A 26,018-nucleotide genomic window follows, 5' to 3' on the forward strand; every position below is an offset into this window, starting at 1 on the left:
GCATGACGGTGAGCGTTCGTGAGGTCGCGGCACTCGCGGGCGTGTCCCTCGGCACCGTGTCCAACGTGCTGAACCGCCCCGAGAAGGTCGCTCCCGCCACGGTCGAGCGCGTGCAGCACGCGATCGCCGAGCTCGGGTTCGTCCGCAACGACTCCGCCCGGCAGCTCCGCGCCGGACGCAGCTCGACCGTCGGGCTCATCGTGCTCGACGGCGGCAACCCGTTCTTCACCGACGTCGCCCGCGGCGCCGAGGACGCGGCGATGTCGAAGGGCCTCGCGGTGCTGATCGGCAACTCGGACGAGTCCACCGACCGCGAGCGCACCTACGTCGACCTGTTCGAGGAGCGCCGGGTCGCGGGGCTGCTGATCTCCCCCGCCGGCGACGACCTCGCCCGGCTGGCCCGGCTCCGCGACCAGGGCACGGCAGTCGTCCTGGTGGACCGGCGCGCAGACGACGAGCACTTCGCCTCGGTCTCGGTCGACGACGTCGCGGGCGGCAGGATCGCGGTGGAACACCTGCTCGCGATCGGACGCCGGCGGATCGCGTACGTCGGCGGCCCGTTCGGCATCCGGCAGGTCGTCGACCGGCACGCCGGCGCGCTCGCGGCCGTGACCGCGGCGGACGCGTCACTCGAGGTGCTCACGACGACGTCGCTCTCCGTGCTCGAGGGGCGACGGATCGGCGAAGCGATCCAGCGCCGGCCCGCGAGCGAGCGGCCCGACGCCGTGTTCGCAGCGAACGACCTGATCGCGGTCGGCCTCGAGCAGGCGTTCATCATGCGCGGGTCCGTCGCCGTCCCGGACGAGATCGCGATCGTGGGCTACGACGACATCGCCTTCGCCGAGGCCGCGGTCGTGCCCCTGACGAGCGTGCGACAGCCGGCCCAGGACCTCGGCCGACAGGCGATCGAGCTGCTCGTGCAGCAGGTCGAGCACGGGCAGGACGTCGAACTCGAGCACGTCGAGTTCACCCCGGAGCTCGTCGTGCGGCAGTCCACGGTCCGCGACCGCTGAGACCGCGCGACCGGGCGGGGCCGGCAGCCCATCTACGATCGAGACATGGTGCAGCCCCCTCGTCGTGACGGGCCGCCGAGCGTGCACCACGTCGCTGCGCAGGCGGGAGTCTCGCTGGCGACCGTGTCGAACGTCCTGAACCACCCCGAACGCGTGCGCGAGGCCACCGCCGCCCGCGTCCACGCGGCCATCGCCGACCTCGGCTACACCCCGAACCGGAACGCCCGGGCACTCGTCTCCGGCAGCACCCGGTCGATCGGCCTGGTGGTGTCCTCGTTGCAGAACTCCCTGTTCAGCGACGTGTTGAACGGAGCACAGCTCGCGGCCCGCGCGCGGGAGTTCACGCTGCTCATCGCCAGCAGCGAGAACGACCTGCAGGCGCAGGGCGACCATCTGGCCTACCTCGAGAGCACCCGTACCTCGGGCGTGCTGCTGGCGACGATGGAGGAGTCCCGCGACCAGGTCGAACGCACCCGCCGCCACGGTCACCCGGTCGTCTACGTCAACTACGAACCGGCCGAGGTCGACGCCTGTTCGGTGATCGTCGACAACGAGCAGGCCGGGTACATCGCGACCGAGCACCTCATCGAGCGTGGAGCACGGCGCATCGGTTTCGTCAGCGCCCGCCCTGACCTGCAGCCCGTGTCCCGCCGACGGGCCGGCGTCCTGCGCGCGATCGCCGCGCATCCCGGAGTCACCCTGGTCGACGTCGACGCCGGCGAGATCGACCCACCCGGCGGTACCGACGCCGGCGCCCGCATCGCCCGGATGCCCGAGGGCCAACGGCCGGACGGGGTGCTCGGTGTGACGGACCTGCTCGCCATGGCCGTCGTCACCGAGCTGCGCGCCGCTGGGATCCGCGTGCCCGAGGACATCCCCGTCTCCGGCTGCGACCACAACTCCATCGCCTGGGGTGGCGCGGTCCCCCTCACCTCGGTGACGATGCACGGCTCCGACATGGGTCGGGTCGCGGTCGACCTGCTGCTGACCGAACTGACCGACCCGCCCGGCGAGCACGTGCACCGCACGGTCGTCCTCGGCAGCGAGCTCGTGCCGCGTGAGAGCACCCTCGGACGTGAAGCCGCAGCGGCGCACCGTGCTCGGATGGCCGCGACGCCGACGGATCCTCGGCGTTCCGAGCCCTGACGGCGAGCACGGCGTCCGGGCGCGCGGCACGACTGCGCTCGCACCGTGCGACATTCGGCGTCCCGTGCGCCCCCCGCACGGTGCGAGGTTCGCACTCCGTGCGCGCTTCGCGGGGTGGTGCGAAGTCGTTCCGCTGCACGGGGCCACCAACCTCGCACCAACGGCCAACCTCGCACCGTGCGCGTCAGCGCGCCTTCCGCAACGAATCGGGCTCGGCGATTGACACGCTTCAATCCGCATGGTTCCATTCCGATTGAAACGTTCTAAACAGCACCACCGGCCACCACGACGACGCGGTGACCGGGTCCGTTTCCACCCGGGTCCCCATCCCCGGGCCTTACGAGGAGGTAAGGATGTCAGCACGTTCCCTGACCATGCGGCTGCTCGCCATCGGCGGCGCCACGGTCCTCATCGGTGGCCTGGCCGCCTGTTCGTCCGGCGGCTCCGCCGACACCGGCAGCAGCGGCGGGAAGGTCCAGATCAGCTACCTGGTCGACAACTCGACCGCCACCGCCGTCACCACGAAGGCGCTCGTTGCCGCGTTCGAGAAGTCCAACCCCGACATCACGGTGAAGGTCGACACGAAGCCGCAGGGCACCGACGGCGACAACCTGGTCAAGACCCGGCTGTCCACCGGCGAGATGGACGACGTCTTCAACTACAACTCGGGCTCGCTCATGCAGGCGCTGAACCCCGACAACACCCTGGTGGACCTGTCGGACCAGAGCTGGGCGAAGGACGTGGACAAGCAGTTCACGAAGGTCGTCAGCACCGACAAGGGCATGTACGGCGCGCCCTTCGGCACGAGCTTCGGCGGCGGCGTGATGTACAACAAGAAGATCTACGCCGATCTCGGGCTCACGGTCCCCACCACGTGGGACGAGTTCATCAGCAACAGCGAGAAGATCAAGGACGCGGGCAAGGTCGCGCCGATCATCCAGACGTACGGCGACACGTGGACCAGCCAGCTCTTCGTGCTCGGCGACTTCGCCAACATCACGGCGCAGCAGGCCAACTGGGCGACGAAGTACACCGCCAACAAGGAGTCCTACGCCAAGGACCCGGCATTCGCCGGGTTCGAGCACCTCGCCGAGGTCAAGGACAAGGGGCTGGTCAACGAGGACTACGCGTCGGCGACGCAGGCGAACGGGCTGAAGATGCTGGCCGACGGCACCGGTGCGCAGTACCCGATGCTCACGAACGCCATCTCGACGCTGCAGCAGGACAGCCCCGACGCGGTGGACGACATCGGGGTGTTCCCGCTGCCGGCCGACACCGCGTCGGACACCCGGCTGACGATCTGGGAACCGAACGGCCTGTACATCCCGAAGACCTCGACGGGTGACAAGCTGGCGGCGGCGAAGAAGTTCATCGCGTTCGCCAACTCGTCCGACGGCTGCAAGGTGCAGAACGACACCGGCACCCCCGGCGGCCCGTACGTCATCAGCTCCTGCACCCTGCCGAAGGACGTGCCGACGATGCTCGGTGACCTGCAGCGGTACATCGACGACGGCAAGGCGACGCCGGCGCTCGAGTTCCTCTCCCCCATCAAGGGCCCGAACCTCGAGAAGATCTGCGTGCAGGTCGGCTCCGGGATCTCGACGGCCTCGGTGGGCGCGAAGCAGTACGACCAGGACGTCGTGCAGCAGGCACAGCAGCTCGGCCTCAAGGGCTGGTGAGGACGGTGACCGCGACCCTCACGACGGCGGCGGCCCCGCCGCGGACCACGAAGGCCGGACCGGGGCCTGCCCGCAAGCGCATGCGCTCGTTCTACCCGGCCTGGTTCTTCATCCCGGCGATCGCGCTCTACGTCGTGTTCTTCGCGGTCCCGACCTTCGCCGGGTTCTGGTTCTCGCTCACGCGTTGGACGCTGTTCGACCAGACCTTCATCGGCTTCGACAACTTCGTCCGGTTCTTCCAGGACCCGCAGCTGCTGTCCGGCTTCGTCCACACCTTCGAGTACGGGTTCGTGACGAGCGCGGCGAAGGTGGTCCTCGGACTCGCCCTCGCCCTGCTCCTCACGTCCCCCGTGCTCGGTCGCGGCTACCTGCGCGCGGTCGTGTTCTTCCCGGTGCTCGTGTCGACGATCGGCATCGGCATCACGTTCAAGGCGCTGATGGACCCGTTCCACGGCATCATCAACTCCGTGTTGGGCGGACTCGGCCTCCCCACCCCCGGGTGGCTGACCGACCCGGCGCTCGCACTGTGGAGCGTCGCGGCGGTGGACATCTGGAAGGGCGTCGGCATCGCGACCCTCATCTTCATCGCGGGCATCGTGGCCATCCCGCAGGAGTACTTCGAGGCCGCCCGCGTCGACGGGGCGAGCGCGTGGACCATCTTCAAGAACATCACGCTGCCGCTGTCGCGTCCCGCGATGGGGACCGTCATCATCCTGTCGCTCATCGGCGGACTCCGGTCGTTCGACCTGATCTGGGCGATGACCGGCGGTGGACCCGGGTTCACGAGCGACGTCATCGCGAGTGTGATCTACAAGCAGTACCAGGCGGGCTTCTACGGCCTGTCGACTGCCGGCAACGTCGTGCTCTTCGTCGTCGTGACCGCGATCATGGTCCCCGTCTCGTGGCTGCTGAACCGGAAGGAGCCGGAACTGTGACCGCCATCAGCACGCCGACGCCGCGCAGGAGACGCCCGCCGGCCACCCGCAAGTGGATCATCGGCATCGTCGCCATCGTGGTCTCGTTCGTGGTCTTCCTCGTGCCGTTCGTCTTCGTCCTGCTGCAGGCCGCGAAGTCCCCCGCCGAGGCGAACCAGCTCGGTTTCACGCTGCCCACACAGTGGCAGCTGTGGCAGAACCTGCAGGCGGTGTTCCAGAGCGGCGAGTCCGGCATCGTCCGGGCGTTCCTGAACAGCGCTGTGCTCACGGTGGGCAGCGTCGTCATCATGGTCGTGTTCTCGGCGATGGTGGGCTACGTCCTGCAGCGTCGACCCGGGCGCTGGAACGGCGTGATCAACTTCTTCGTCCTCGCCGGCCTGATCGTGCCGCCCGCGATCGTCCCGACGATCTGGGTCCTGCAGGGGCTCAACCTGTTCAAGACGATGGGCGGGATGATCCTCATCGAGGCGACCTTCGGCCTGTCGTTCTGCATCCTGCTGTTCCGCGCGTTCGTCGCGACCATCCCGAAGGAGCTCGACGAAGCAGCCGTGCTCGACGGTGCCGGCCCGATCCGGCTGTTCTTCGGGGTCGTCCTGCCGCTGCTCAAGCCGGTCATCATCACGGTCGTGCTGGTGCAGTCGGTGGCGGTGTTCAACGACTTCGCCAACCCGCTGTACTTCCTGCCCGGATCCGAGAACGCCACGGTGCAGCAGACGCTGTACGCGTTCCAGAGTCAGTCCGTCAGCCAGCTCAACCTGCTGTTCACCGACGTGCTGCTGATCACGATCCCGCCGCTGATCCTGTACATCTTCTTCCAACGCCAGATCGTCGCCGGCATGACCAGCGGCGCCGTCAAGGGCTGAAAGGCAACCACACATGACCACCTGGACCGCATCGTTCATCGCGGCGGACGGCGACGCCGACCGCGACTCCGCACCGATCCTGCGCCACGAGTTCACCCTCGACAGCGGTCACGGCGCCGTCACCGCAGCGACACTCGACGTGAGCGCCCTCGGCGTCGTCGAAGCGTGGCTCGGCGGGGAGCGCGTCTCGGACCACCTGCTCGAACCGGGCTGGACGAGCTACGAGTGGCGCATCCGCGTCGCATCCCACGACGTCCTGTCGCACCTGAACAGCACGGGCCCCGGCGCCGCCGCCGTGTTGGCGCTGGTGCTCGGACGCGGCTGGGCCGCCGGTCGGCTCGCATGGGGCGGCGGTGGCGGCTGGTACACGGACGAGCGCGCCGGGTTCGCCGAGCTCCGCATCGAGTTCGACGACGGCCACGTGCAGACCGTCGCCACCGACACCGACTGGCAGGCCCTGTCGAGCGCGATCACCGACGACCAGCTGTACGACGGGCAGGACATCGACGCGCGGCTCCGCGACGGCAGCTTCCTGACACCCGGTGCCGTGACGACCCCGAGCGTCGACGGGCACACCGGCACGACGACGACCGTGCACATTGTCGACATCGGCGACCGGGAACTCGTCGCCGACACGGTCCCGCCGGTCCGCCCCCTCGCCGAGATCGCCCCGGTCGACGTCTGGACGAGCCCGTCCGGCGCCACCCTGGTCGACTTCGGTGTGAACCTGGTCGGCTGGATCCGCGTGACCGCGAGCGGCCCGGACGGCACCGTCCTGACGCTCCGGCACGCCGAGGTGCTCGAGCACGACGAGCTCGGCACCCGCCCGCTGCGCACCGCGAAGGCGACGGACCACTTCACGCTGAGCGGCAGCGGCGCCGACACCCCCGACGTCTTCGAGCCCCGCTTCACCTTCCACGGGTTCCGGTACGCCGAGGTCGACGGGTGGCCGGGCTCGCTCGACGACCTCCGCGCGGCCGTCACCGCCGTGCAGGTCGGCAGCGACCTGACCCGCACCGGCACGTTCGAGTCGAGCCACGAGCTGCTCAACACCTTCCACGACAACGTGATCCGCGGCATGCAGGGCAACTTCCTCAGCGTCCCGACGGACTGCCCGCAGCGCGACGAACGTCTCGGGTGGACGGGCGACATCGCGGCGTTCGCCCCGACGGCGTCGTACCTGTTCGACACCCGGGCCTTCCTGGGTGACTGGCTGCGCGACCTGGCGCTCGAGCAGCAGCACAACGAGGGGATCATCCCCTTCGTGGTGCCGGACGTGCTGAAGTACTCCCCCGCCGAGGACTTCGGCAAGCCGGACGCGACCGCGATCTGGTCCGACGCCGGGGTCTGGGTGCCCTGGACGCTGTACCAGGCGTACGGCGACACGGCGGTGCTCGAGGAACAGCTCGACTCGATGGTCGCGCACCTCCGCCGGATCAGGGACCACCTGTCGCCCCAGGGGCTCTGGGACACGGTGTTCCAGTTCGGCGACTGGCTCGACCCGGACGCCCCGCCGGAGAACGCGGCCAAGGCCAAGGCCGACCCCGGCGTCGTCGCGACCGCGTGCGCGTACCGCAGCGCGACCCTGGTGGCGCAGGCGGCGCGGTTGACGGGCCACGAGGCGGAGGCGCGCGAGGCCGAGGAGCTGGCCGCGGGCCTCCAGGCCGCCTTCAGCCAGCACTACGTGACGGGCGGCCGGATCCGCAGCGACTGCACCACCGTCTACGCCCTGGCGATCGTGTTCGGCATCCTGTCGGACGAGGACACCGCGGCGGCCGGCGACCGCCTGGCGGAGCTGGCGGCCGAGTCCGGGTACCGGATCTCGACGGGCTTCGCCGGCACGCCCTTCATCACGGACGCGTTGACGCAGACGGGCCACCTGGACGACGCGTACCGGCTGCTGCTGCAGACGGAGTGCCCGTCGTGGCTCTACCCGGTGACGATGGGTGCGACGACGGTCTGGGAGCGCTGGGACTCGATGCTGCCCGACGGCACGATCAACCCGGGCGAGATGACGTCGTTCAACCACTACGCGCTCGGTGCCGTGGCGGACTGGATGCACCGCGTCGTGGGTGGCCTCGCACCGCTGTCCCCCGGGTACGAGTCGGTGCTCATCGCGCCGCAGCCCGGTGGCGGGTTGACGTGGGCGTCGACCTCGCTGGAGAGCGTGCACGGGCGGATCGCGGTGCGATGGGAGCTCGTCGACGGCGAGCTCGTCCTGCAGGCGACCGTGCCGGACGGGGTCACCGCCGTCGTGCGGCTGCCCGGCCTCGACGAGCAGCACCTGTCGGGAGGCTCGCACGAGTTGCGCGCACCGGCCGCGGTCCCGGCCGGGTAGCCGCTGGCCGCGGGCGCGCAAACGCGCTCGCGCTCGCGTTCGCGTTCGCGTTCGCGTTCGCGTTCGCGTTCGCACAACCAAGAGCAGTCCGCGCCACGGGATGGCGTGGTGCGGACCGGTCCCGGTTGTGCGGAGGCGAAGCGCACCACCGCGCCGCTTGCGCGACGCAGCGGGACGGACTACCGTATGAAACGATTCAATCGACCACGAGGAAGTGCACGATGACATCAACCCCGAGCTTCGCCGGCATCGCCGCGCAGCTGGCAGCGCAACGGATCGAGCTGCCGAGCTGGGCCTTCGGCAACTCCGGCACCCGCTTCAAGGTGTTCAGCACGCCGGGCACCCCGCGCGACCCCTACGAGAAGATCGCCGACGCCGCGCAGGTGCACCGATTCACCGGGTTGGCCCCGACCGTGGCGCTCCACATCCCGTGGGACCTGGTCGACGACTTCGCCGACCTCAAGCGCCATGCCGAAGAGCACGGCGTGCAGCTCGGCACGGTCAACTCGAACACGTTCCAGGACGACGACTACAAGTTCGGCGCGCTCACCCACGTCGACGAGACGATCCGGCAGAAGGCGATCGACCACCACCTGCGCTGCATCGACGTGATGGACGCAACGGGCAGCCGCGACCTGAAGATCTGGCTCGCCGAGGGGTCGAACTACCCCGGACAAGAGGACATGCGGAGTCGCCAGGACCGCCTGCACGACAGCCTGTCGACGATCTACGACCGCCTGGGTCCCGAGCAGCGCCTGGTACTCGAGTACAAGTTCTTCGAGCCGTCGTTCTACCACACCGACGTCCCCGACTGGGGCACCAGCTACGTGCAGACGAGCGCGCTCGGTGACAAGGCGATGGTCTGCCTGGACACCGGCCACCACGCCCCGGGGACGAACATCGAGTTCATCGTGATGCAGCTGCTGCGCCTCGGCAAGCTCGGGTCGTTCGACTTCAACTCGCGCTTCTACGCCGACGACGACCTGATCGTGGGCGCCGCCGACCCGTTCCAGCTGTTCCGCATCCTGGTCGAGGTCATCCGCGGCGGCGGCTACGACAACCCCGACGTGGCGTTCATGCTCGACCAGTGCCACAACATCGAGGACAAGATCCCCGGGCAGATCCGCTCCGTGCTCAACGTGCAGGAGATGACGGCCCGGGCCCTGCTGCTCGATCGTGTCGCGCTGACCGCGGCACAAGAGGCGCATGACGTCCTCGGCGCGAACGAGGTCTTCATGGACGCGTACCAGACCGACGTCCGGGCGGACCTCGCCGCGTGGCGCGAGTCCCGCGGGCTCCCCGCGAACCCGATGCGCGCGTACCGGGACTCCGGGTACCAGCGCCAGATCGCCGAGGACCGCGTCGGCGGCGTGCAGGCCGGCTGGGGCGCGTAGACCGATGACCATGAACGACCTGGAGGCCCCGGTGGACCCCGCAACGCAGCCCACGTCAGCAGACGAGACGGTCAGTGCGCTCATCGCGCGCTCGAACGCGCTCGGCTCGGACCCGCGGATCACGAACTACGCCGGCGGGAACACCTCGGCGAAGGGCACCGACGTCGACCCGGTGACCGGCGAGCCCGTCGAGCTGCTGTGGGTGAAGGGCTCCGGGGGCGACCTCGGCACGTTGACCCCGTCGGGGCTGGCGGTGCTGCGGGTCGACCGGGTCCGGGCCCTCGAGCAGGTCTACGCCGGCGTCGAGCACGAGGACGACATGGTCGCCGCGTTCGACCACTGCCTGTTCGGACGGGGCGGTGCGGCACCGTCGATCGACACGGCGATGCACGCCCTGGTCGACGCCGCGCACGTGGACCACCTGCACCCGGACGCCGGTATCGCGATCGCCACGGCCGCGGACGGCCCCGAGCTCACGTCGACGATCTTCGGTGACGCGGTCGTGTGGGTCCCCTGGCGCCGACCGGGCTTCCAGCTCGGCCTCGACATCGCGGCCGTCCGGCGGCAGCACCCGGACGCGATCGGCACGGTCCTGGGCGGCCACGGCATCACCGCGTGGGGCGACACGAGCGACGAGGCCGAGGCGAACTCGCGCCGGATCATCGACACCGCCGAGCGGTACATCGCCGAGCACGGCAAGGACCAGCCGTTCGGCCCCGTCCGACCGGGCTTCGACGCACTGCCGACCGACGAACGACGTGCACGGGCGGCGGCTCTGGCACCGACGATCCGCGGCATCGCCGGACACGACAAGCCGGTGGTCGGGCACGTCACGGACAGCGACGTCGTGCTCGACTTCCTGGCGAGCGAGAAGGCGCAGGCACTCGCCGAGCTCGGGACGAGCTGCCCGGACCACTTCCTGCGCACCAAGGTGAAGCCGCTGCTGCTCGACCTGCCGACGACGGCCACCGTCGACGACCAGATCGCACGCCTGCACGAGCTGCACACGACCTACCGCGAGGACTACCAGGCCTACTACGACCGGCACGCAACGCCCGAGTCCCCCGCCATCCGGGGCGCCGACCCGCTCATCGTGCTGGTCCCCGGCGTCGGGATGTTCTCGTACGGCAAGGACGCCCAGACCGCCCGCGTCGCCGGCGAGTTCTTCGTGAACGCGATCAACGTCATGCGCGGCGCGGAATCGCTCAGCACCTACGCCCCGATCGACGAGGCCGAGAAGTTCCGCATCGAGTACTGGGCCCTCGAAGAAGCGAAGCTCCAGCGGATGCCCGCGCCGAAGAAGCTCGCGACCCGCATCGCCCTGGTGACGGGTGCCGCGAGCGGGATCGGCAAGGCGATCGCGACCCGTCTGGCCGCCGAGGGCGCCGCGGTCGTCATCGCGGACCTCGACCCGCAGAAGGCGCAGGACGCGGCAGCCGAGATCGGCGGGCCCGACCAGGCGATCGGCGTCGCGGCAGACGTCACGAGCGCCGACGACATCGACCGCGCGATCCAGCAGACGCTGCTGCACTTCGGCGGACTCGACCTGGTCGTCAACAACGCCGGACTCTCCCTGTCGAAGTCCCTGCTCGAGACCACCGAGCAGGACTGGGACCTGCAGCACGACGTGATGGCGAAGGGCTCGTTCCTGGTGTCGAAGGCCGCCGCGAAGGTCCTCATCGAGCAGAGCCTCGGCGGCGACATCGTGTACATCTCGAGCAAGAACTCCGTGTTCGCGGGCCCGAACAACATCGCGTACTCCGCCACGAAGGCCGACCAGGCGCACCAGGTCCGGCTGCTGGCGGCCGAACTCGGTGGCCACGGCATCCGCGTCAACGGCATCAACCCCGACGGCGTCGTCCGTGGCTCCGGCATCTTCGCCAGTGGCTGGGGAGCGAACCGCGCGAAGACGTACGGCATCGACGAGCAGGACCTCGGCGCGTTCTACGCCCAGCGCACGATCCTGAAGCGCGAGGTCGTGCCCGAGAACGTCGCCAACGCGGTGTTCGCGATCTGCACGGACGACTTCTCGCACACCACGGGCCTGCACGTGCCGGTCGACGCCGGCGTCGCCGCCGCGTTCCTGAGGTAGCCGGATGGCCAGCAGCGGCAGCGTGGCCGCGGTCGACCTCGGGGCCACCAGCGGCCGGGTGATCGTCGGCCACGTCGACGCCGACGGCGTACGGACGGACCACGTCGCGCGCTTCCCGAACGGCCCGGTGGCGATCCACGAGCGCGGACGTCAGGCACTGCACTGGGACGCCGTCGAGCTGTACCGGCAGGTCCTCGACGGGCTGCGCACGGCGTTCCGCCAGCACGCCGACATCGCCAGCATCGGCATCGACTCGTGGGCCGTCGACTACGGGCTGCTGCGCGAGGGTCGCCTGCTCGGCCTGCCGTACCACTACCGCGACGAGCGGCACGAACAGGGCGTCGCTGCCGTGCACGCCCGGGTCGACGCGGCGGCCCTGTACGCCCGCAACGGTCTGCAGCACCTGCCGTTCAACACGCTCTTCCAGTTCGCTGCCGACCCGTCGCTCGCCCTGGCGGACCGCGCGCTGCTGGTCCCTGACCTGCTCGGGTACTGGCTCACCGGCGTCGAGGCGGCCGAGCGCACCAACGCGTCGACCACCGGGCTGTTGCACGCGACCACACGCGGATGGGACCCGACGCTGCGGGCTGCCGCGGGCCTCCCGTCCGGGCTGCTGCCGGCGCTCCGCGACCCGGGCGACCAGCTCGGTCCGGTGCTCCCCGAGCTGCTCGCGACGTCGGCACCGGTCACCCTGGTCGGTTCACACGACACGGCGAGTGCCGTGGTCGCCGTGCCGGCCACCGAACCGGACTTCGCCTACGTCTCGTCCGGCACGTGGTCGCTCGTCGGCGTCGAGCTCGACGCGCCGGTGCTCACCGACGCCGCACGGCTGGCGAACTGCACCAACGAGGGCGGGGTCGACGGCCGTGTCCGCTTCCTGAAGAACGTGTCCGGACTGTGGCTGCTCTCGGAGAGCGTGCGCACCTGGGAGCACGGTGGCGACCGGGTCGACCTGGAGGCCCTGCTCGCCGCCGCAGCGGCCGTCACCGCACCCGTGCCGGTGTTCGACGTCGCCGACGACGCGTTCACCCCACCCGGGGACATGCCGGCGCGCATCGCCGCCTGGTGCGACGCGCGTGGGCTGCGCGCACCGGCGTCGCCGGCGGAGTTCGTACGCTCGATCCTCGAGTCACTCGCCGCGGCCTACGCCGAGACGCTCGAGACGATCGGGACCCTCACGAGCAAGGACATCCGACAGGTGCACATCGTCGGCGGCGGATCGCAGAACCGGCTGCTGTGCCAACTGACTGCCGACCGGACGGGACTGCCCGTGCTCGCCGGGCCCGTCGAGGCCACCGCCCTGGGCAACATCCTGGTGCAGGTGCGGGCAGCGGGACTCGCCGGGCTCGGAGGAGCCTCGCTCGAAGCGCTCCGTCAACTGGTCGCCCGCACCGTCGAGCCCGTCCGCTACACCCCGAGCACGAACCGGACCACCCATCGACCGACCCCGAGACGTAGGATGTCTGTATGACCTCGACCGACGACCAGCACCGCGTCGACCCCGCCACGGGAGCCCCGGCAGCAACTCCGGGGACGCCGTCCGCGCGGCGCACCCCGATGAAGCGGCAGCTGCCGACGGTGCGCGACCTGGCGCCGCTGATGCAGTTCAAGAAGCCCGACCTGAACGCCCGCCGCCGTCGCCTCGAGTCGGCGCTGACGATCTGGGACCTGCGGGACATCGCCGCCCGGCGCACACCGAGGGCCGCGTTCGACTACACCGAGGGCGCTGCCGAGGCGGAGATCTCCTTGGCCCGAGCCCGCCAGGCATTCGAGGACATCGAGTTCACGCCCGCGATCCTCCGCGACGTGTCGACGGTTGCGACGAACCGCGAGGTCCTCGGCCAGCAGGTCGCCTACCCGTTCGGCATCGCCCCGACCGGCTTCACGCGCATGATGCAGACCGAGGGCGAGCGGGCCGGCGCACGAGCCGCGGGACGCGCGGGGATCCCGTTCTCCCTGTCCACGATGGGCACCACGGCGATCGAGGACGTCCGCGACGCGAACCCGCATGGGCGCAACTGGTTCCAGCTGTACATGTGGAAGGACCGCGAGAAGTCGATGGCGCTGGTCTCCCGTGCCGAGGCCGCCGGGTTCGACACGCTCCTGGTCACCGTGGACGTCCCCGTCGCGGGCGCTCGGCTGCGCGACAAGCGGAACGGGTTCTCGATCCCGCCGCAGCTCGGGGTGAAGACGATCGTCAACGCGATCCCGCGCCCGTGGTGGTGGTTCGACTTCCTGACCACCGAACCCCTGGCGTTCGCGTCCCTCGACCGGTGGTCCGGCACGGTCGGTGAGCTCCTCGACCACATGTTCGACCCGACCGTCACCTACGAGGACCTGGCGTGGATCCGGTCGCAGTGGAAGGGCAAGGTCGTCGTCAAGGGCGTGCAGTCCCTGGCCGACGCCAAGCGCCTGGCCGACCTGGGCGTCGACGGCATCACGCTGTCGAACCACGGCGGCCGGCAGCTCGACCGCGCTCCCGTCCCTTTCCACCTGCTGCCCTCGGTCGTGCGCGAGGTCGGCAAGGACACCGAGGTGCACCTGGACACGGGCATCATGTCCGGCGCCGACATCGTCGCCGCGGTCGCGCTGGGTGCCAAGTTCACGATGGTCGGCCGGGCGTACCTGTACGGGCTGATGGCGGGCGGCGAAGCGGGCGTCGACCGGATGATCCAGATCCTGTCCGAGCAGATCGAACGCACCATGCGGCTGCTCGGAGTCGCCTCGCTCGACGAGCTCGAGCCCCGCCACGTCACGCAGCTCGCGCGCCTGGCGCCCATCCCCCGCCCGTAGCCCGAGCCGAGCCGAGCCGAGCCCAGCCGCCCCGACGGCGACGCCCCGTCGTGCGCGATGCGGCAGCGCCTCGGCGACCCCCAGCGTGCACGCCCCGGCGACCAGTAGGGTCGGCGCGACCAGTCGGGTCGGCGCCACCAGTCAGGTCGGCGCGATGAGAAGGGGGCTCCATGGCCGGGGCGAGCATCAGCGTGCAGGACTTCGTGATGCGGTTCGGCGACCGCGCGGTGGTCGACCGTCTGTCGTTCGAGGTCGCCCCCGGTGAGACCTTCGGGCTGCTCGGCAGCAACGGGTCGGGCAAGACGACGACGATCCGCGCGCTGCTCGGCATCACCGCCCCCACTGCGGGCACCCTGACGATCGACGGTCGCCCCTACCGCCCGGCGACCGGCGGCATCGGGTACCTGCCCGAGGAGCGCGGGCTCTACCGCAAGGAATCGGTGATCGACGTCATGACCTACTTCGCGGCGCTGCGCGGCATGCCCCGGTCAGCGGCCACGAGCTGGTCGATGGACTACCTGGCCCGCGTCGGCCTGGGCGACAAGGCGAAGCTGCGCGTCGACAAGCTCTCCGGCGGACAGCAGCAGAAGGTGCAGCTCGGGATCACGATCATGGACCGGCCACGCCTGCTCATCCTCGACGAGCCGACCAAGGGCCTCGACCCGGTCAACCGTCGACTCCTGCTCGACCTGGTCGACGAGCGCAAGGCCGACGGCGCGACGGTCGTCCTCGTCACCCACCACATGGACGAGGTCGAGCGACTGTGCGACCGGATCCTGCTGCTCAAGGACGGGACCGCCGCCGCGTACGGCACGATCCCGGACGTGCAGGACCGCTTCGGCGGCGCCGTCGCCAAGGTCGGGCTCGACGGCGCGGTCCCGCGCTCGCCCCTGTACAAGCTCGCCCGGCACGAGGGCCACGTCGCCTACCTGGTTCCGTCGACCACGGCCGAGGCGGACGGGTCCGACATCCTGGCGTCGCTCGTCACGGCCGGTGTGCACGTCACGGGCTTCGAGATGCGCCGGATCCCGCTCGACGAGATCTTCGTGCAGGTGTACGGCCACGACGCCGGTGCGGACGAGGCAGCGAGCACCACCACGACCGGAGGGGCACGATGAGCCGCCTGGGCACCGTCGTCCGCTTCGAGTTCGTCCGCGCGGTCAAGAAGCCGGCGTTCTGGATCGGCACGCTCGCGCTGCCGCTCGTCATCGTCGTCGTCTCCCTGCTGGTCGGGGTCGGGCAGAGCGCCGGGTCGGACTCGGTGCTGTCGAGCTCGTCGGCGACGAAGACCCCGTTCCACTACGTCGACCGCTCCGGCCTGGTGTCGCCGTCGGTCGCGGCACGGTGGGGCGGGACACCGTCGACGGACGAGTCCGGCGACCGGGCAGACGTGGTCGCCGGGCGGCTCGACGCCCTGATCGTGTACCCGAGGACCCCGTCGACCAGCACGATCGAGGTCACCGCGATGGACCGCGGGCTGTTCGGCAACGGCGCGTACTCCTCGCTGGCGGAACGGGTGCTCGAGCAGAGCGTCGCGGCCGACGTCGACGACCCCGAATCGGTGAGCATCCTGCGGTCGCCACCCACCGCGGACGTGACCGCGTACGCCGACGGCAGGGTGGCCCCTGGTTGGCTGTCGGTCATCCCGCCCCTGGTCTACGTCGCCGCGTTCTTCGGCCTCGTGCTCCTGCTCGCCGCCCGCATGGTGACCGTCGTCGTCGAGGAGAAGGAGAACCGGATCTCCGAGATGATCCTGACCACGGTGACCGCGGGTGACCTCATCCGGGGCAAGGTGATCGCGATGCTGCTCGTGGGGCTCGTGCAGATCGGCGTGTTCCTGGTGCCCGGTCTGCTCTCGCTCGTGGTGGTGGTCCCGCTCGTCGCCGGTCGGCTCGGGCACGTGGTGGTCGACCCGTGGCGGATGGTGGTCGGGGCGCTGCTGCTGATCGGCGGCGTGCTGCTGGCATCGGCGCTGTTCGTCGCCGTCGGCGCCGCCGTCCCCACGATCAAGGACGCCTCGACGCTGCAGTCGGCGGCGATCTTCGCGCTGATCATCCCGGTGTACGCCGCGTTCTTCGTGATGACGAGTCCGTCGACACCGGTCGCCGCGTTCTTCACGTACTTCCCGACGTTCACCCCGATCACGGCGATGGTCCGGAACGCGGTCGGCGCGCTGTCGCCGGTCGAGTCGGTCGTCTGCATCGTCGAGGTCTTCGCCGTGGCCCTCGTGCTGCTCTGGTTCGCGCAGTACCTGTTCCGACACTCGGTCGCGCAGTACGGGTCGAAGGTCACCGTGCGCCAGGTGCTGTCCTGGCGCAGGAAGCGCTCCTAGACCGGGGCGGGTGCCACCACGGCGTCGTCCGTCGTGGCGTCAGCCGTTCGCACGGCGTCCGCTGTCACGGGTCCGGCCGGCGCGGCGTCCGTGGGCAGCTGCAGCGACAGCGGGTGGTCCTGCACGACGTCGAGCGCCAGCGCGATCGCTCCGTGCACGACGACGTCCGCGCCGAGGGTGGATGCCACGATCTCGGGCAGGGGGTCGAGGCTCCACCCGTGCAGCAGCGTCCGCGCGTGCTCGATCACCGCCACCGCGGGCTCGGCGATCGCTCCCGCGACGACCACGCGGTCGATGTCGAGCAGGCTCGCGAGCACCACACACACCCGCGCCAGCCGGTCACCCAGGCGCTCGACGATGTCGAGCGCGACCGGGTCTGCATCGCGGGCGGCGGCGAAGACGGCCGCAGCATCGGTCTGGCCGGCGCGCACGGCGGCGGCGAGCGCCGTGCCGGGCGCGATCCGGCCCTCCCGTCCGGCGGCACGCACGAGTGCGGCGGCTTCGCGGCCGAGCCCGTCGGCGGAACCGACCCCCTCGACCATGCTGAGCACGCGCATCTCGCCGGCGCCGCCATGCGAGCCGCGCAGCAGGCGACCGTCGACGACCAGGCCGGTGCCGAAGCGCTCACCCGCCAGCAGCGCAGCGAACGAGGCGTCTCCCCGCAGGTCCCGTTCGGCGACCGCGGCGAGGTTGGCGTCGTTCTCGACCACCACGCGTCCGTGCCCGGTCACACCGTCGAAGCCGGGGTTCATCGCGGCCCAGTAGCCGCCGTCCCCGGGGAGCGAGGACCCGTCTGCCGCGACCGGGGCCGGAACGCCGATCGTCGTGACGAGGACGCGTTCGTGGGCGACGCCCGCCGATGACAGGGCCCGCGCGATGGTGTCCGACACGGTGGTGCGCCGCACGGTGAGGTCGAGGTCGGCCTGGCCGGGAGCACCCTCGGCACGGGCCAGGACGCGTCCGCGCAGGTCCGTGACGAACGCGGTCACACGGTGCTGTCCGGCGTCGACGCCGACGACCACGCCCGCGCGCTCGTCGAGCCCGTAGCGCTTGGCCGGACGACCGATCCGGTACTGCCCGACTGCCCGCGCGTCGCGGAGCTCGCGGATCCACCCGAGGCGGACGAGTTCGTCGCACGCGGCCAGGACCGTCGAGCGGGTGAGGCCGGTGGCGTGCATGGCGTCGGTCGCCGTGAATGCCCGCGCGGCGAAGGCGTGGTCGAGCACCGTCTCGGTGCTCGAACCACGAACGGTCAGACGACGCTCGGGCATGCCGCGAGGATATCGCTGCACGGGTTCCTTGCGCTATTAGATTTTCTCGCTACATTTAGTCGTGCGGGCGGCATCGGAGCCGGACGCGGGACCAGGACGGCAAGGACGCCGGGCCAGGTCGAACGGAGACGACGTGCACCATCACGCCACGACACCCAAGCCCTCCGGGTTCAGTCGACGCTCCTTCCTGCTCGGGGCCGGTGGCATCGCCAGCGGATTCGCGCTCGCCGGATGCGCCCCGATGTCCTCGTCCTCGGGCGGCACCGAGACGATCACCTTCTACGTGTCGAAGCCCGAGGTCATCGGCTACTTCGACGACGTCATCGCGAAGTTCCACGCGAGCCAGTCGAAGGTCCGGGTCATCCGCGACTCGACGTCGTCGCTGCCGGCGGACTTCGTCCGGAGCGCTCCCCCGGACCTCGGGTGCCTGAACTACAACTACGCGATGGTGTCGTTCGTCGAGCACGGCGCGTTGACCGACCTGTCCGACATGGACGAGGCCAAGGCGATCAACCCCGACCTCTGGCCCCTCATGGAGCAGACGGCGTCGTACCCGGGTGAGCGCAACGCGCTGCCGTACTCGGTCACCGCCGCCTCGGTCATCTACAACAAGCAGATCTTCGCCGACCAGGGCATCGAGGTCCCCACGACGTGGACCGAACTCACCGCGGTCTGCGAGAAGCTCCAGGCCGCGGACATCACGCCCTTCTACGGCACGTACAAGGACACGTGGACCATCGCCCAGGGCATGTTCGACTACTCGATCGGCGGCATGCTCGACGTCGAGAAGACCTTCTCGGCGCTCGAGAAGGAGGGCACGTCACTCACGCCGTCGTCCCCGGTGTCGTTCTCGAAGGACTTCGAACCACCGATGGGCCGCATGGAGCAGCTCGCGAAGTGGATGAACCCGAACGCGGCCAGCCGTGCCTACGGTGACGGCAACCTCGCCTTCGCGAAGGGCGAGTCGGCGATGTACCTGCAGGGCCCCTGGGCGCTCATCGAGATCGCGAAGACGACGAAGGACATGGACCTGGGCACCTTCCCGCTGCCCGTGACCGACGACCCGGACGACCTCAAGGTGCGCGTGAACGTCGACCTGGCGCTCTGGATCCCCAAGGCGTCGAAGAAGCAGGATGCAGCCCGCGAGTTCCTGCGGTTCCTGATGTCCCCGGAGATCTCCGACCGGTACAACGCCGACAACAACGGGTTCGGCACCCGCAAGGACTCCCCGCCGGTCGCCAACCCGACCCTCAAGGGCATGCAGCAGTACTACGACGACGCCGCCTTCTACCTCGGGGTGTCGCAGCTCGTCCCCGCCGAGATCCCCGTCGCCAACTACGCGCAGACCATCGCACTCGGTGGCGCCCCCGCTCCGCAGCTCCGCACACTCGATGCCGACTGGGCGCGCGTCGCGCGCCGGAAGGCCTGACCCGGTCCCCGACCGAGGAGACGATCACCATGGCCATCGCCACGACGTCATCCGGCGGGAACCGCCGGAACGAACCCCGCCCCGGCAGCCCGGACACCGCTCCGGACGGCCTCCCCACGGCGAGCGCACCAGCGACTCGCGCCCGTCGGCCCCACGGGCACCGCATCCAGCCGGTGTTCCTGGCCTTCCTGCTCCCCACGCTCGTCGTCTTCACGCTGGCGATCACCGTGCCGGCCGTGATGGGCATCGTCCTGAGCTTCACGGACTCCGTCGGGTTCGGTGAGTTCGGCTTCACCGGACTGACGAACTACCTGGCGATCTTCTCGGACCCGGCGATCCTGCACGCGTACCTGTTCACGATGGGCTTCTCGCTCGTCACGGTGCTGGTGGTGAACGCCATCGCGCTGCTGCTGGCGATCGCGCTGACGAGCCGCATCCGGGCGAAGGTCACCCTGCGCGCCGTGTTCGTGCTGCCCATGGTGATCTCGGGCATCGTCATCGCGTACGTGTTCTCGTTCCTGTTCTCGAACAGCGTGCCGGCACTGGCCACGTCGCTCGGGTTCGCCCCGCTCGAGACGAGCATCCTCGCCAACCCGGACCTGGCCTGGGTCGCGATCGTCATCGTCACGACGTGGCAGGCGATCCCCGGCACGCTCCTCATCTACATCGCGGGCGTGCTCGCGATCCCCGGTGAGGTCTACGAGGCGGCGGCGATCGACGGCGCGTCCTCGTGGCGGCAGCTGATCTCGATCACGATGCCGCTCACCGCCGGCTACATCGTGATCAACCTCATCCTCGGGTTCAAGAACTTCCTGAACGCGTACGACATCATCGTCGGCCTGACGGCCGGCGGACCGGGGACCTCGACGACGAGCGTCGCGATGTCGATCTTCAACGGCTTCAACAGCGGCGACTACTCCTACCAGATGGCGAACGCGACGATCTTCTTCGTCATCACCGTCGTCCTCGCGCTCGTCCAGCTGCGGCTCAGCCGCGGGAAGGCCCTCTTCTCATGACGCTCCAAGCCCCCCTGCAGCCCGGCACCACCCAGACCGGCAGCATGCGGTCCGTCGACGCGGACACCGCCCGTGGCCGCAGGTCGAAGAACGGCGGCTGGAACTGGCCGCTGACGATCATCCTGTCGATCTGCACGCTGACCGTGCTGGTCCCGCTCTACGTCACCGTGGTGATGGCGTTCAAGACGACGAGCCAGGCGCTCGACGGCAACGCGTTCTCGCTGCCGACGCCCTTCAGCGTCGACGGGTTCGTGCAGGCGTGGAAGCTCACCGACTTCCCGCGGGCGTTCGGCGTCTCGGTCCTGGTCGCCGCGATCTCGGTGACGGGCACGATCCTGCTCGCCTCGTTCGCCGCCTACGCGATCTCGCACAACTGGCAGCACCGGCTGTTCCGCTGGTCGTTCTTCTACCTGCTGGCGGCGATGTTCCTGCCGTTCCCGGTGCTCGCGCTGTCGCAGGTGAAGCTCACGGGCATGGTCGGTCTCGACAACCCGATCGGCGTCGCGATCCTGCACGTCATGTTCCAGCTGTCCTTCAGCGTGCTGCTCTTCACCGCGTTCCTGCGGTCGATCCCGGGCGAGCTCGAGGAGAGCGCGCGGATCGACGGTGCGAGCGTCGGGCAGGTGTTCTGGCGGCTGCTGTTCCCGCTGCTGGCGCCGATGAGCGCGACGGTCGGGATCTTCGCCTTCCTGGCGTCGTGGAACGACTACATGATGCCGGCGCTCATCACCGCCGACCCCGCGCTGCAGACCCTGCCGGTGCTCCAGCAGATCTTCCAGAGCCAGTTCAGCAACAACTACAACGTGTCGTTCGCCTCCTACCTCATGGCGATGGCCCCGTCGATCATCGTGTACGTGCTCACCCAGCGATGGGTGATGTCCGGTGTGACGCAGGGCGCCATCAAGTGACGAGCCGGACCGACGAGAGGACCCCCATGACGGACACCCTGACCTCCCCTGCCCCGACGGCGACCGACGAGACCTGGTGGCGCCAGGCGAGCGTCTACCAGATCTACCCGCGGTCGTTCGCGGACGCGAACGGCGACGGCATCGGCGACCTGCGCGGTGTGACCGACCGGGTGCCCTACCTGGCGTCCCTCGGGATCGAGGCCGTCTGGCTCAGCCCGTTCTACCCGTCTGCCCTCGCCGACGGTGGCTACGACGTGGACGACTACCGCGACGTCGACCCGAAGCTCGGCACGCTCGACGACTTCGACGCGATGGTCGCAGCCCTGCACGGCGCCGGCATCCGGGTGATCGTCGACGTCGTGCCGAACCACACGAGTGACCGGCACGCCTGGTTCCGTGAGGCCCTCGCGAGCCCCGCCGGCTCCCCCGCACGCGACCGCTACGTCTTCCGGGACGGCAGCGGCCCCGACGGCTCCGAGGCGCCCGCCGACTGGATCTCGATCTTCGGCGGTCCCGCCTGGACGGCGGCGGGCGACGGGCAGTGGTACCTGCACTCCTTCGCGAAGGAGCAGCCCGACCTGAACTGGGCGAACCGCGAGGTCCGCGACGACTTCCTGCACACCCTGCGCTTCTGGTCGGACCGCGGGGTCGACGGCTTCCGCATCGACGTCGCGCACGGGCTGTCGAAGGACCTGGGCGAGGTGCTGCCGACCTGGGCCGAGCTCTCGGCCATGCCGAAGGACGGCTCGCACCCGCTGTGGGACCGCGACGACGTGCACGAGATCTACGCCGAGTGGCGGACGGTGTTCAACGAGTACACCCCCGCACGCACCGCGGTCGCCGAGGCCTGGGTCGCCGCCGACCGCCGTGCCCGCTACGCCAGCGCCGACGGGCTCGGCCAGGCGTTCAACTTCGACCTGCTCGAGGCCGACTTCGACGCCGGCTCGTTCCGCAGCATCATCGAGTTCAACCTCGGCCTCGCCGAGCAGTCCGGCTCGTCGACGACGTGGGTGTTCTCGAACCACGACGTCGTCCGGCACGCCACCCGCTACGCGCTGCCGGCCCGGGGCGGTGCGCACGAGAAGCAGGGCGGCGCCTGGCTGCTCGCGGGCGGATCGCAGGACGCGCTCGACCAGGAGCTCGGGCTCCGGCGTGCCCGCGCGGCGACGCTCCTCGAGCTCGCGCTCCCCGGCTCGGCGTACCTGTACCAGGGTGAGGAGCTCGGGCTGCAGGAGGTCGGGGACATCCCGGACGCCGACCGACAGGACCCGGCGTTCTTCCGGAACCCCGGTGTCGACGTCGGCCGTGACGGCTGCCGCGTCCCGCTGCCGTGGACGCGCGACGGTCAGAGCTTCGGCTTCGGCGAGGGCGGCTCGCACCTGCCGCAGCCGGCGTGGTTCGGTGCGTCCAGCGTCGAGGCCGAGGACACCGACCCGGGATCCACGCTGAACCTGTACCGCAGGGCCCTCGGCCTGCGTGGGCAGCTGCAGTCCGAGGAGCACCTCGAGTGGCTGGAGACCGGTCGGGACGACGTCCTGGCGTTCCGCCGTCCGAACGGGTGGACGAGCGTGACGGTGTTCAGCGACGAGCCCTACGACCTGCCTGCGGGGGAACTCCTGCTCGCCTCGGCGCCGGTGGCAGACGGCGCCCTGACGGGCGTGGGGACGGTCTGGTTGCGCGCGTAGGGACGCGACCAGGTGACGGACGGAAGGCCCGGTGCTGGCAGGCACCGGGCCTCCTGTCCGTCCCGGCGTGGCCGGGTGAGCTCAGACGGGCAGGATCGGCGACGTCGGCACGGAGTCGATGTCCCACGCCGGGATCGGACGCGGCGTGCGCCACCCCGCACGCAGGCCACGGACGGCCTCGTCCCACTCCGTGAGCACGTCGAGTCCGGGTCGGACCAATAGCTGGATCTGGAAGCCCTCGTACAGGGCGAGGAGCTGCGTGGCCGCGCGCTCGGCGGGCACGACGGACGCCTCGACGCCGGCGTCGAAGTCACGGCGCAGGGCGACGGCGAGCTGGGTGACGTAGTCCTCGTAGCGCTTCCGGAACAGCTCGGCGAAGCTCGTGTCGGCACCCGCGATGTTGATGACGCCGGCGAGGACCCGCACCAGGCCCGGGTCGGCGATGTCCTCGGCGAGGGTCATCCGCACGTGGTCGACCGCACACGAGGGCTTCCGCCGTCGGGTCGATCCACGCAGCTGCGTCCAGTAGTCGTACGTCACGAGCAGCAGGGCGTCCCACGAGGGGAACGCCCGCGTCACCACGTCGACCGGCACACCGGCGACCTCGGCGACGACGGCGGCGTCGACGTCCGTGAACGGGTACATGCGGTAGGCGCGGATCGCGGCCCGGGTCAGGCGCTCCGCGATCGTCTGTTCTTCGACGATCGTTCCGTCAGTGAGGGTCTCCACCAGGACATTGCACCGCATCGGGGCGCGCTTGTCCTGACCCAGACCGGGGGTCGTGACCGCTCACTGGGTGGTCGGACGCCCTTCGTCAGGCAGGGCGACCTTCGACCCGCGGGGCTCGACGTTCCGCTGCGGCAGCGGCGGGGCTGGCTCGACCCGTGGCGTCGCGGCGACCCGGGCCCGCGTGAGCTCGGCGCGACCGAGCCAGGTCGTCGTCGCCACCGTCGTCGCGCTCTGCAGCACGCCGAACACGAGGGGCAGCAGGAGCGGGACGAGGCCGTCGGAGGCGAACCCGCCGGCGAGCGCACCGATCCAGGCGGCGAACCACCCCGCCGGGATCCACCGCGTCCGGTCGATCGTCGCGATCGCGGGTTCGACGACCCGCTCCGCCTGCTCGAGCACCGCGTCACGGTCCTCGGGCACGAGGGCCGGCGGCCGGGCGGCGAACTGCGCTCCGATGCGCTCGTCACGACGCCAGCCGCCGGGTCGTGGCGAGAACGGCTGCGCCTGGAGCTTCCGGCTCGTCCGGATGAACGCCGCGGTGAGACACCCCAGCGCCGCGGCGAACGCGACCGCTGCGACCACCCCGGCGGGTCCGGACACACCGGACCACCCCCACAGCAGCTGCGACACGATGACCACCGCGCCGGTGACCGTCGCGACCGTCGCGCACACGACCGTCCGACGGCGGAGCCGTGCCGGGTCGAGGAACTCGCGCCGACGTGCGCGGTACACGCGCCAGCCGATCGCGAACGGGCCGTCACTCATGCGTCCACTCTGCTCCGGAGCAGGCACGTGCGACCGTTCAGCCGACGGTGACCGGCGCGGACGACGGCTTGGTGCGCTGCTGCATCCAGACGAAGAACCCGGTGAGCGTGAACACGCCGTAGAAGACGTACATGAGCCCCGAGGCGTAGTAGCCGGCCGAGAACAGCAGCGGCACCCCGACCAGGTCGACAGCGACCCAGACCAGCCAGAACTCGACCCAGCCCTTCGCCATGCCGTACGTCGCGAGCAGGGACCCGACGAAGATCCACGCGTCGCTCCACACCGGCTCGTAGGACCCGAGGGCACGGAACACGGGGGTGAGCAGCGCGGTGCCGCCGACCAGGGTCAGGACGAGCAGTCCCCGGGTCCGCCAGGAGGCCCAGTGCGGGTCGATCACGGTCGTCGCCGCAGCGGGACGGTGCGTCCACCGGTACCAGCCGTAGACGCTGACGATGACGAACACCACCTGACGGCCCGCCTGGCCCAGCAGGTTGACCGGGTTCGGGGTGTCGAAGAGCGCCCCCATGAACACCGTGAAGAGCAGCACGTTGCCGACGATGCCGACGGGCCACGCCCACACCTTCCGACGCATGCCGCCGAGCGCGCTGAGCAGCCCGAAGACGTTGCCGATCACCTCGCGCCACAGCACGGTCTGGTCACCGATGACGATCTGCGCGTCGAACAACCAGCGCACGATGCCCATCTGGTGCCTCCTCGTTCCGGTGCATCCAACCACGCACCCCCACCCCGCATTCCTGGCGCACCACCGCAAGATCGGGGTACAAACCCGGTCCGCACTGCTGGGGACCGAAATCACCCCCGTTTTGGGTCCATGCAAAAGCATCATCCCCGTTGTCAGCACTTTGGGGGACCGGTAGCGTCGATGACAGGAGCGATCCAGCCCGCCCGAGCCGCCTCTGAGCCTCGGAGCCCGGCGGTCACCCTCGGCACCGGTCAGCCGCGACCCCTGCTCCTGTGGGGCCGACAGACACCGTCCCACCGGCACCCGACCCGAATCACCGTGCCGCTGGCTCGAAGCGCACCCCTGTGCGCGGAACGGAACACCATGCACAAGATCGTCACCGGCACCATCGCCGGCGCCGCCGGCATCGCGCTGCTCCTGGGTGGGGCGGGCACGTTCGCCCTCTGGAACGCGAACGCCTCGACCGCAGCCACCACGGTCAGCTCCGGCACCCTGACGCTGAGCGCCGTGAACGACGGCGTCTGGACCGACATCACCAACGGCCGCTCGACCACGATCGACCCGGCCAAGGTCCTGATGGTCCCGGGCAACAAGTACCAGTTCACGCAGACCCTGAACATCGGGGCGACCGGGCAGGACCTCAAGGCGAACCTGACCTACGCCGACCAGAGCATCACCGGCGACCCGGCACTGCTCGCCGCGACGACGAAGACCCTGTCCGTGACCTCGACGAGTGCCTCGGTCGTCCCGTCGACCACGAACGCGAACACCTTCGTCGTGTCCCCCTCGAGCGCCACCTCGGCCGTGAAGGTCCTCTTCACGATCGAGCTGCCCTCGTCGGCCACGACCGGGCAGAACGGCTCCGTGAACGTCGGAGCGCTCGCCTTCACGCTGACGCAGACCGCGATCGGCTCCTGATCCCCGGCG

The 26,018-nt window shown here is 70.2% G+C and carries 21 protein-coding genes; 17 read left to right on the forward strand and 4 right to left on the reverse strand.

Annotated elements, in window-relative coordinates:
* The first annotated feature begins 2 nt into the window (after window positions 1-2).
* From DEJ13_RS13285 to DEJ13_RS13340, 12 genes are all read left to right on the forward strand, one after another.
* A complete protein-coding gene (locus DEJ13_RS13285; RefSeq protein ID WP_111105720.1) occupies window positions 3-1,013 on the forward strand; it encodes a LacI family DNA-binding transcriptional regulator in 1,011 nt (336 codons plus the stop codon).
* A gap of 45 nt (window positions 1,014-1,058) precedes the next feature.
* Complete coding sequence (locus DEJ13_RS13290) at window positions 1,059-2,159, forward strand: LacI family DNA-binding transcriptional regulator (RefSeq protein ID WP_111105721.1); 1,101 nt, start codon at window positions 1,059-1,061, stop codon at window positions 2,157-2,159.
* Window positions 2,160-2,512: 353 nt separating this feature from the next.
* Window positions 2,513-3,838, forward strand: coding sequence for an ABC transporter substrate-binding protein (locus DEJ13_RS13295; protein ID WP_111105722.1), 1,326 nt, complete (start codon window positions 2,513-2,515; stop codon window positions 3,836-3,838).
* Between the two features lie 5 nt (window positions 3,839-3,843).
* Window positions 3,844-4,773 carry a carbohydrate ABC transporter permease gene (locus DEJ13_RS13300; protein ID WP_502868699.1) on the forward strand — a complete coding sequence of 310 codons (930 nt, stop codon included), beginning with the start codon at window positions 3,844-3,846 and terminating at the stop codon, window positions 4,771-4,773.
* Entirely contained in the window at window positions 4,770-5,636 is an 867-nt protein-coding gene (locus DEJ13_RS13305) for a carbohydrate ABC transporter permease (RefSeq protein WP_502868700.1), read from the forward strand. The genes DEJ13_RS13300 and DEJ13_RS13305 overlap by 4 nt, the downstream gene beginning before the upstream one ends.
* 13 nt (window positions 5,637-5,649) lie before the next feature.
* Window positions 5,650-7,974, forward strand: a complete 2,325-nt coding sequence (locus DEJ13_RS13310; protein ID WP_111105723.1) for a family 78 glycoside hydrolase catalytic domain — start codon at window positions 5,650-5,652, stop codon at window positions 7,972-7,974.
* A 221-nt stretch (window positions 7,975-8,195) separates the two neighbouring features.
* Complete coding sequence (gene rhaI / locus DEJ13_RS13315) at window positions 8,196-9,368, forward strand: L-rhamnose isomerase (RefSeq protein WP_111105724.1); 1,173 nt, start codon at window positions 8,196-8,198, stop codon at window positions 9,366-9,368.
* Between the two features lie 10 nt (window positions 9,369-9,378).
* A complete protein-coding gene (locus tag DEJ13_RS13320) occupies window positions 9,379-11,460 on the forward strand; it encodes a bifunctional aldolase/short-chain dehydrogenase (protein ID WP_111105725.1) in 2,082 nt (693 codons plus the stop codon).
* 4 nt (window positions 11,461-11,464) lie between these two features.
* Window positions 11,465-12,931: a rhamnulokinase gene (locus DEJ13_RS13325; protein WP_111105726.1), complete on the forward strand. Its 1,467-nt coding sequence runs from the start codon at window positions 11,465-11,467 to the stop codon at window positions 12,929-12,931.
* An 86-nt stretch (window positions 12,932-13,017) separates the two neighbouring features.
* Window positions 13,018-14,253, forward strand: a complete 1,236-nt coding sequence (locus DEJ13_RS13330; protein ID WP_111105879.1) for an alpha-hydroxy acid oxidase — start codon at window positions 13,018-13,020, stop codon at window positions 14,251-14,253.
* Window positions 14,254-14,423: 170 nt separating this feature from the next.
* Window positions 14,424-15,371: an ABC transporter ATP-binding protein gene (locus tag DEJ13_RS13335; RefSeq protein ID WP_111105727.1), complete on the forward strand. Its 948-nt coding sequence runs from the start codon at window positions 14,424-14,426 to the stop codon at window positions 15,369-15,371.
* Window positions 15,368-16,585, forward strand: coding sequence for an ABC transporter permease (locus DEJ13_RS13340; RefSeq protein WP_111105728.1), 1,218 nt, complete (start codon window positions 15,368-15,370; stop codon window positions 16,583-16,585). Before DEJ13_RS13335 ends, DEJ13_RS13340 begins: the two co-directional genes overlap by 4 nt.
* On the opposite strand, the gene DEJ13_RS13345 is transcribed toward DEJ13_RS13340, so the two are convergent.
* Window positions 16,582-17,856, reverse strand: coding sequence for an ROK family protein (locus DEJ13_RS13345; RefSeq protein ID WP_111105729.1), 1,275 nt, complete (start codon window positions 17,854-17,856; stop codon window positions 16,582-16,584). The two genes, DEJ13_RS13340 and DEJ13_RS13345, sit on opposite strands and share 4 nt — an antisense overlap.
* 133 nt (window positions 17,857-17,989) lie before the next feature.
* Here DEJ13_RS13345 and DEJ13_RS13350 point away from each other — a divergent pair, with 133 nt between their 5' ends.
* Genes DEJ13_RS13350 through DEJ13_RS13365 form a run of 4 tightly spaced genes read left to right on the forward strand, consistent with a single transcriptional unit; the run spans window position 17,990 to window position 22,894 of the window.
* On the forward strand, window positions 17,990-19,285 hold the full coding sequence (locus tag DEJ13_RS13350) for an ABC transporter substrate-binding protein (RefSeq protein ID WP_258373983.1): 1,296 nt from the start codon (window positions 17,990-17,992) through the stop codon (window positions 19,283-19,285).
* A gap of 29 nt (window positions 19,286-19,314) precedes the next feature.
* Window positions 19,315-20,301: a carbohydrate ABC transporter permease gene (locus DEJ13_RS13355; protein WP_111105730.1), complete on the forward strand. Its 987-nt coding sequence runs from the start codon at window positions 19,315-19,317 to the stop codon at window positions 20,299-20,301.
* 44 nt (window positions 20,302-20,345) lie between these two features.
* The gene (locus DEJ13_RS13360) at window positions 20,346-21,209 is read left to right on the forward strand and encodes a carbohydrate ABC transporter permease (RefSeq protein ID WP_111105881.1); all 864 of its coding nucleotides are present in this window, start codon (window positions 20,346-20,348) and stop codon (window positions 21,207-21,209) included.
* A 26-nt stretch (window positions 21,210-21,235) separates the two neighbouring features.
* Window positions 21,236-22,894 carry a glycoside hydrolase family 13 protein gene (locus tag DEJ13_RS13365; protein WP_111105731.1) on the forward strand — a complete coding sequence of 553 codons (1,659 nt, stop codon included), beginning with the start codon at window positions 21,236-21,238 and terminating at the stop codon, window positions 22,892-22,894.
* Window positions 22,895-22,975: 81 nt separating this feature from the next.
* Here DEJ13_RS13365 and DEJ13_RS13370 read toward each other — a convergent pair whose 3' ends face one another.
* Genes DEJ13_RS13370 through pnuC form a run of 3 tightly spaced genes read right to left on the reverse strand, consistent with a single transcriptional unit; the run spans window position 22,976 to window position 25,091 of the window.
* Window positions 22,976-23,623 carry a TetR family transcriptional regulator C-terminal domain-containing protein gene (locus DEJ13_RS13370; protein ID WP_056119385.1) on the reverse strand — a complete coding sequence of 216 codons (648 nt, stop codon included), beginning with the start codon at window positions 23,621-23,623 and terminating at the stop codon, window positions 22,976-22,978.
* 60 nt (window positions 23,624-23,683) lie between these two features.
* Window positions 23,684-24,388 (reverse strand): hypothetical protein, encoded by a 705-nt coding sequence (locus DEJ13_RS13375; protein ID WP_111105732.1) that lies wholly within the window; start codon window positions 24,386-24,388, stop codon window positions 23,684-23,686.
* A gap of 37 nt (window positions 24,389-24,425) precedes the next feature.
* Window positions 24,426-25,091 (reverse strand): nicotinamide riboside transporter PnuC, encoded by a 666-nt coding sequence (gene pnuC, locus DEJ13_RS13380; RefSeq protein WP_111105733.1) that lies wholly within the window; start codon window positions 25,089-25,091, stop codon window positions 24,426-24,428.
* 363 nt (window positions 25,092-25,454) lie between these two features.
* Here pnuC and DEJ13_RS13385 point away from each other — a divergent pair, with 363 nt between their 5' ends.
* Window positions 25,455-26,009, forward strand: a complete 555-nt coding sequence (locus DEJ13_RS13385) for an alternate-type signal peptide domain-containing protein (RefSeq protein ID WP_111105734.1) — start codon at window positions 25,455-25,457, stop codon at window positions 26,007-26,009.
* Window positions 26,010-26,018: the final 9 nt, after the last annotated feature.

Source organism: Curtobacterium sp. MCLR17_007 (assembly GCF_003234655.2).
GTDB lineage: Bacteria > Actinomycetota > Actinomycetes > Actinomycetales > Microbacteriaceae > Curtobacterium.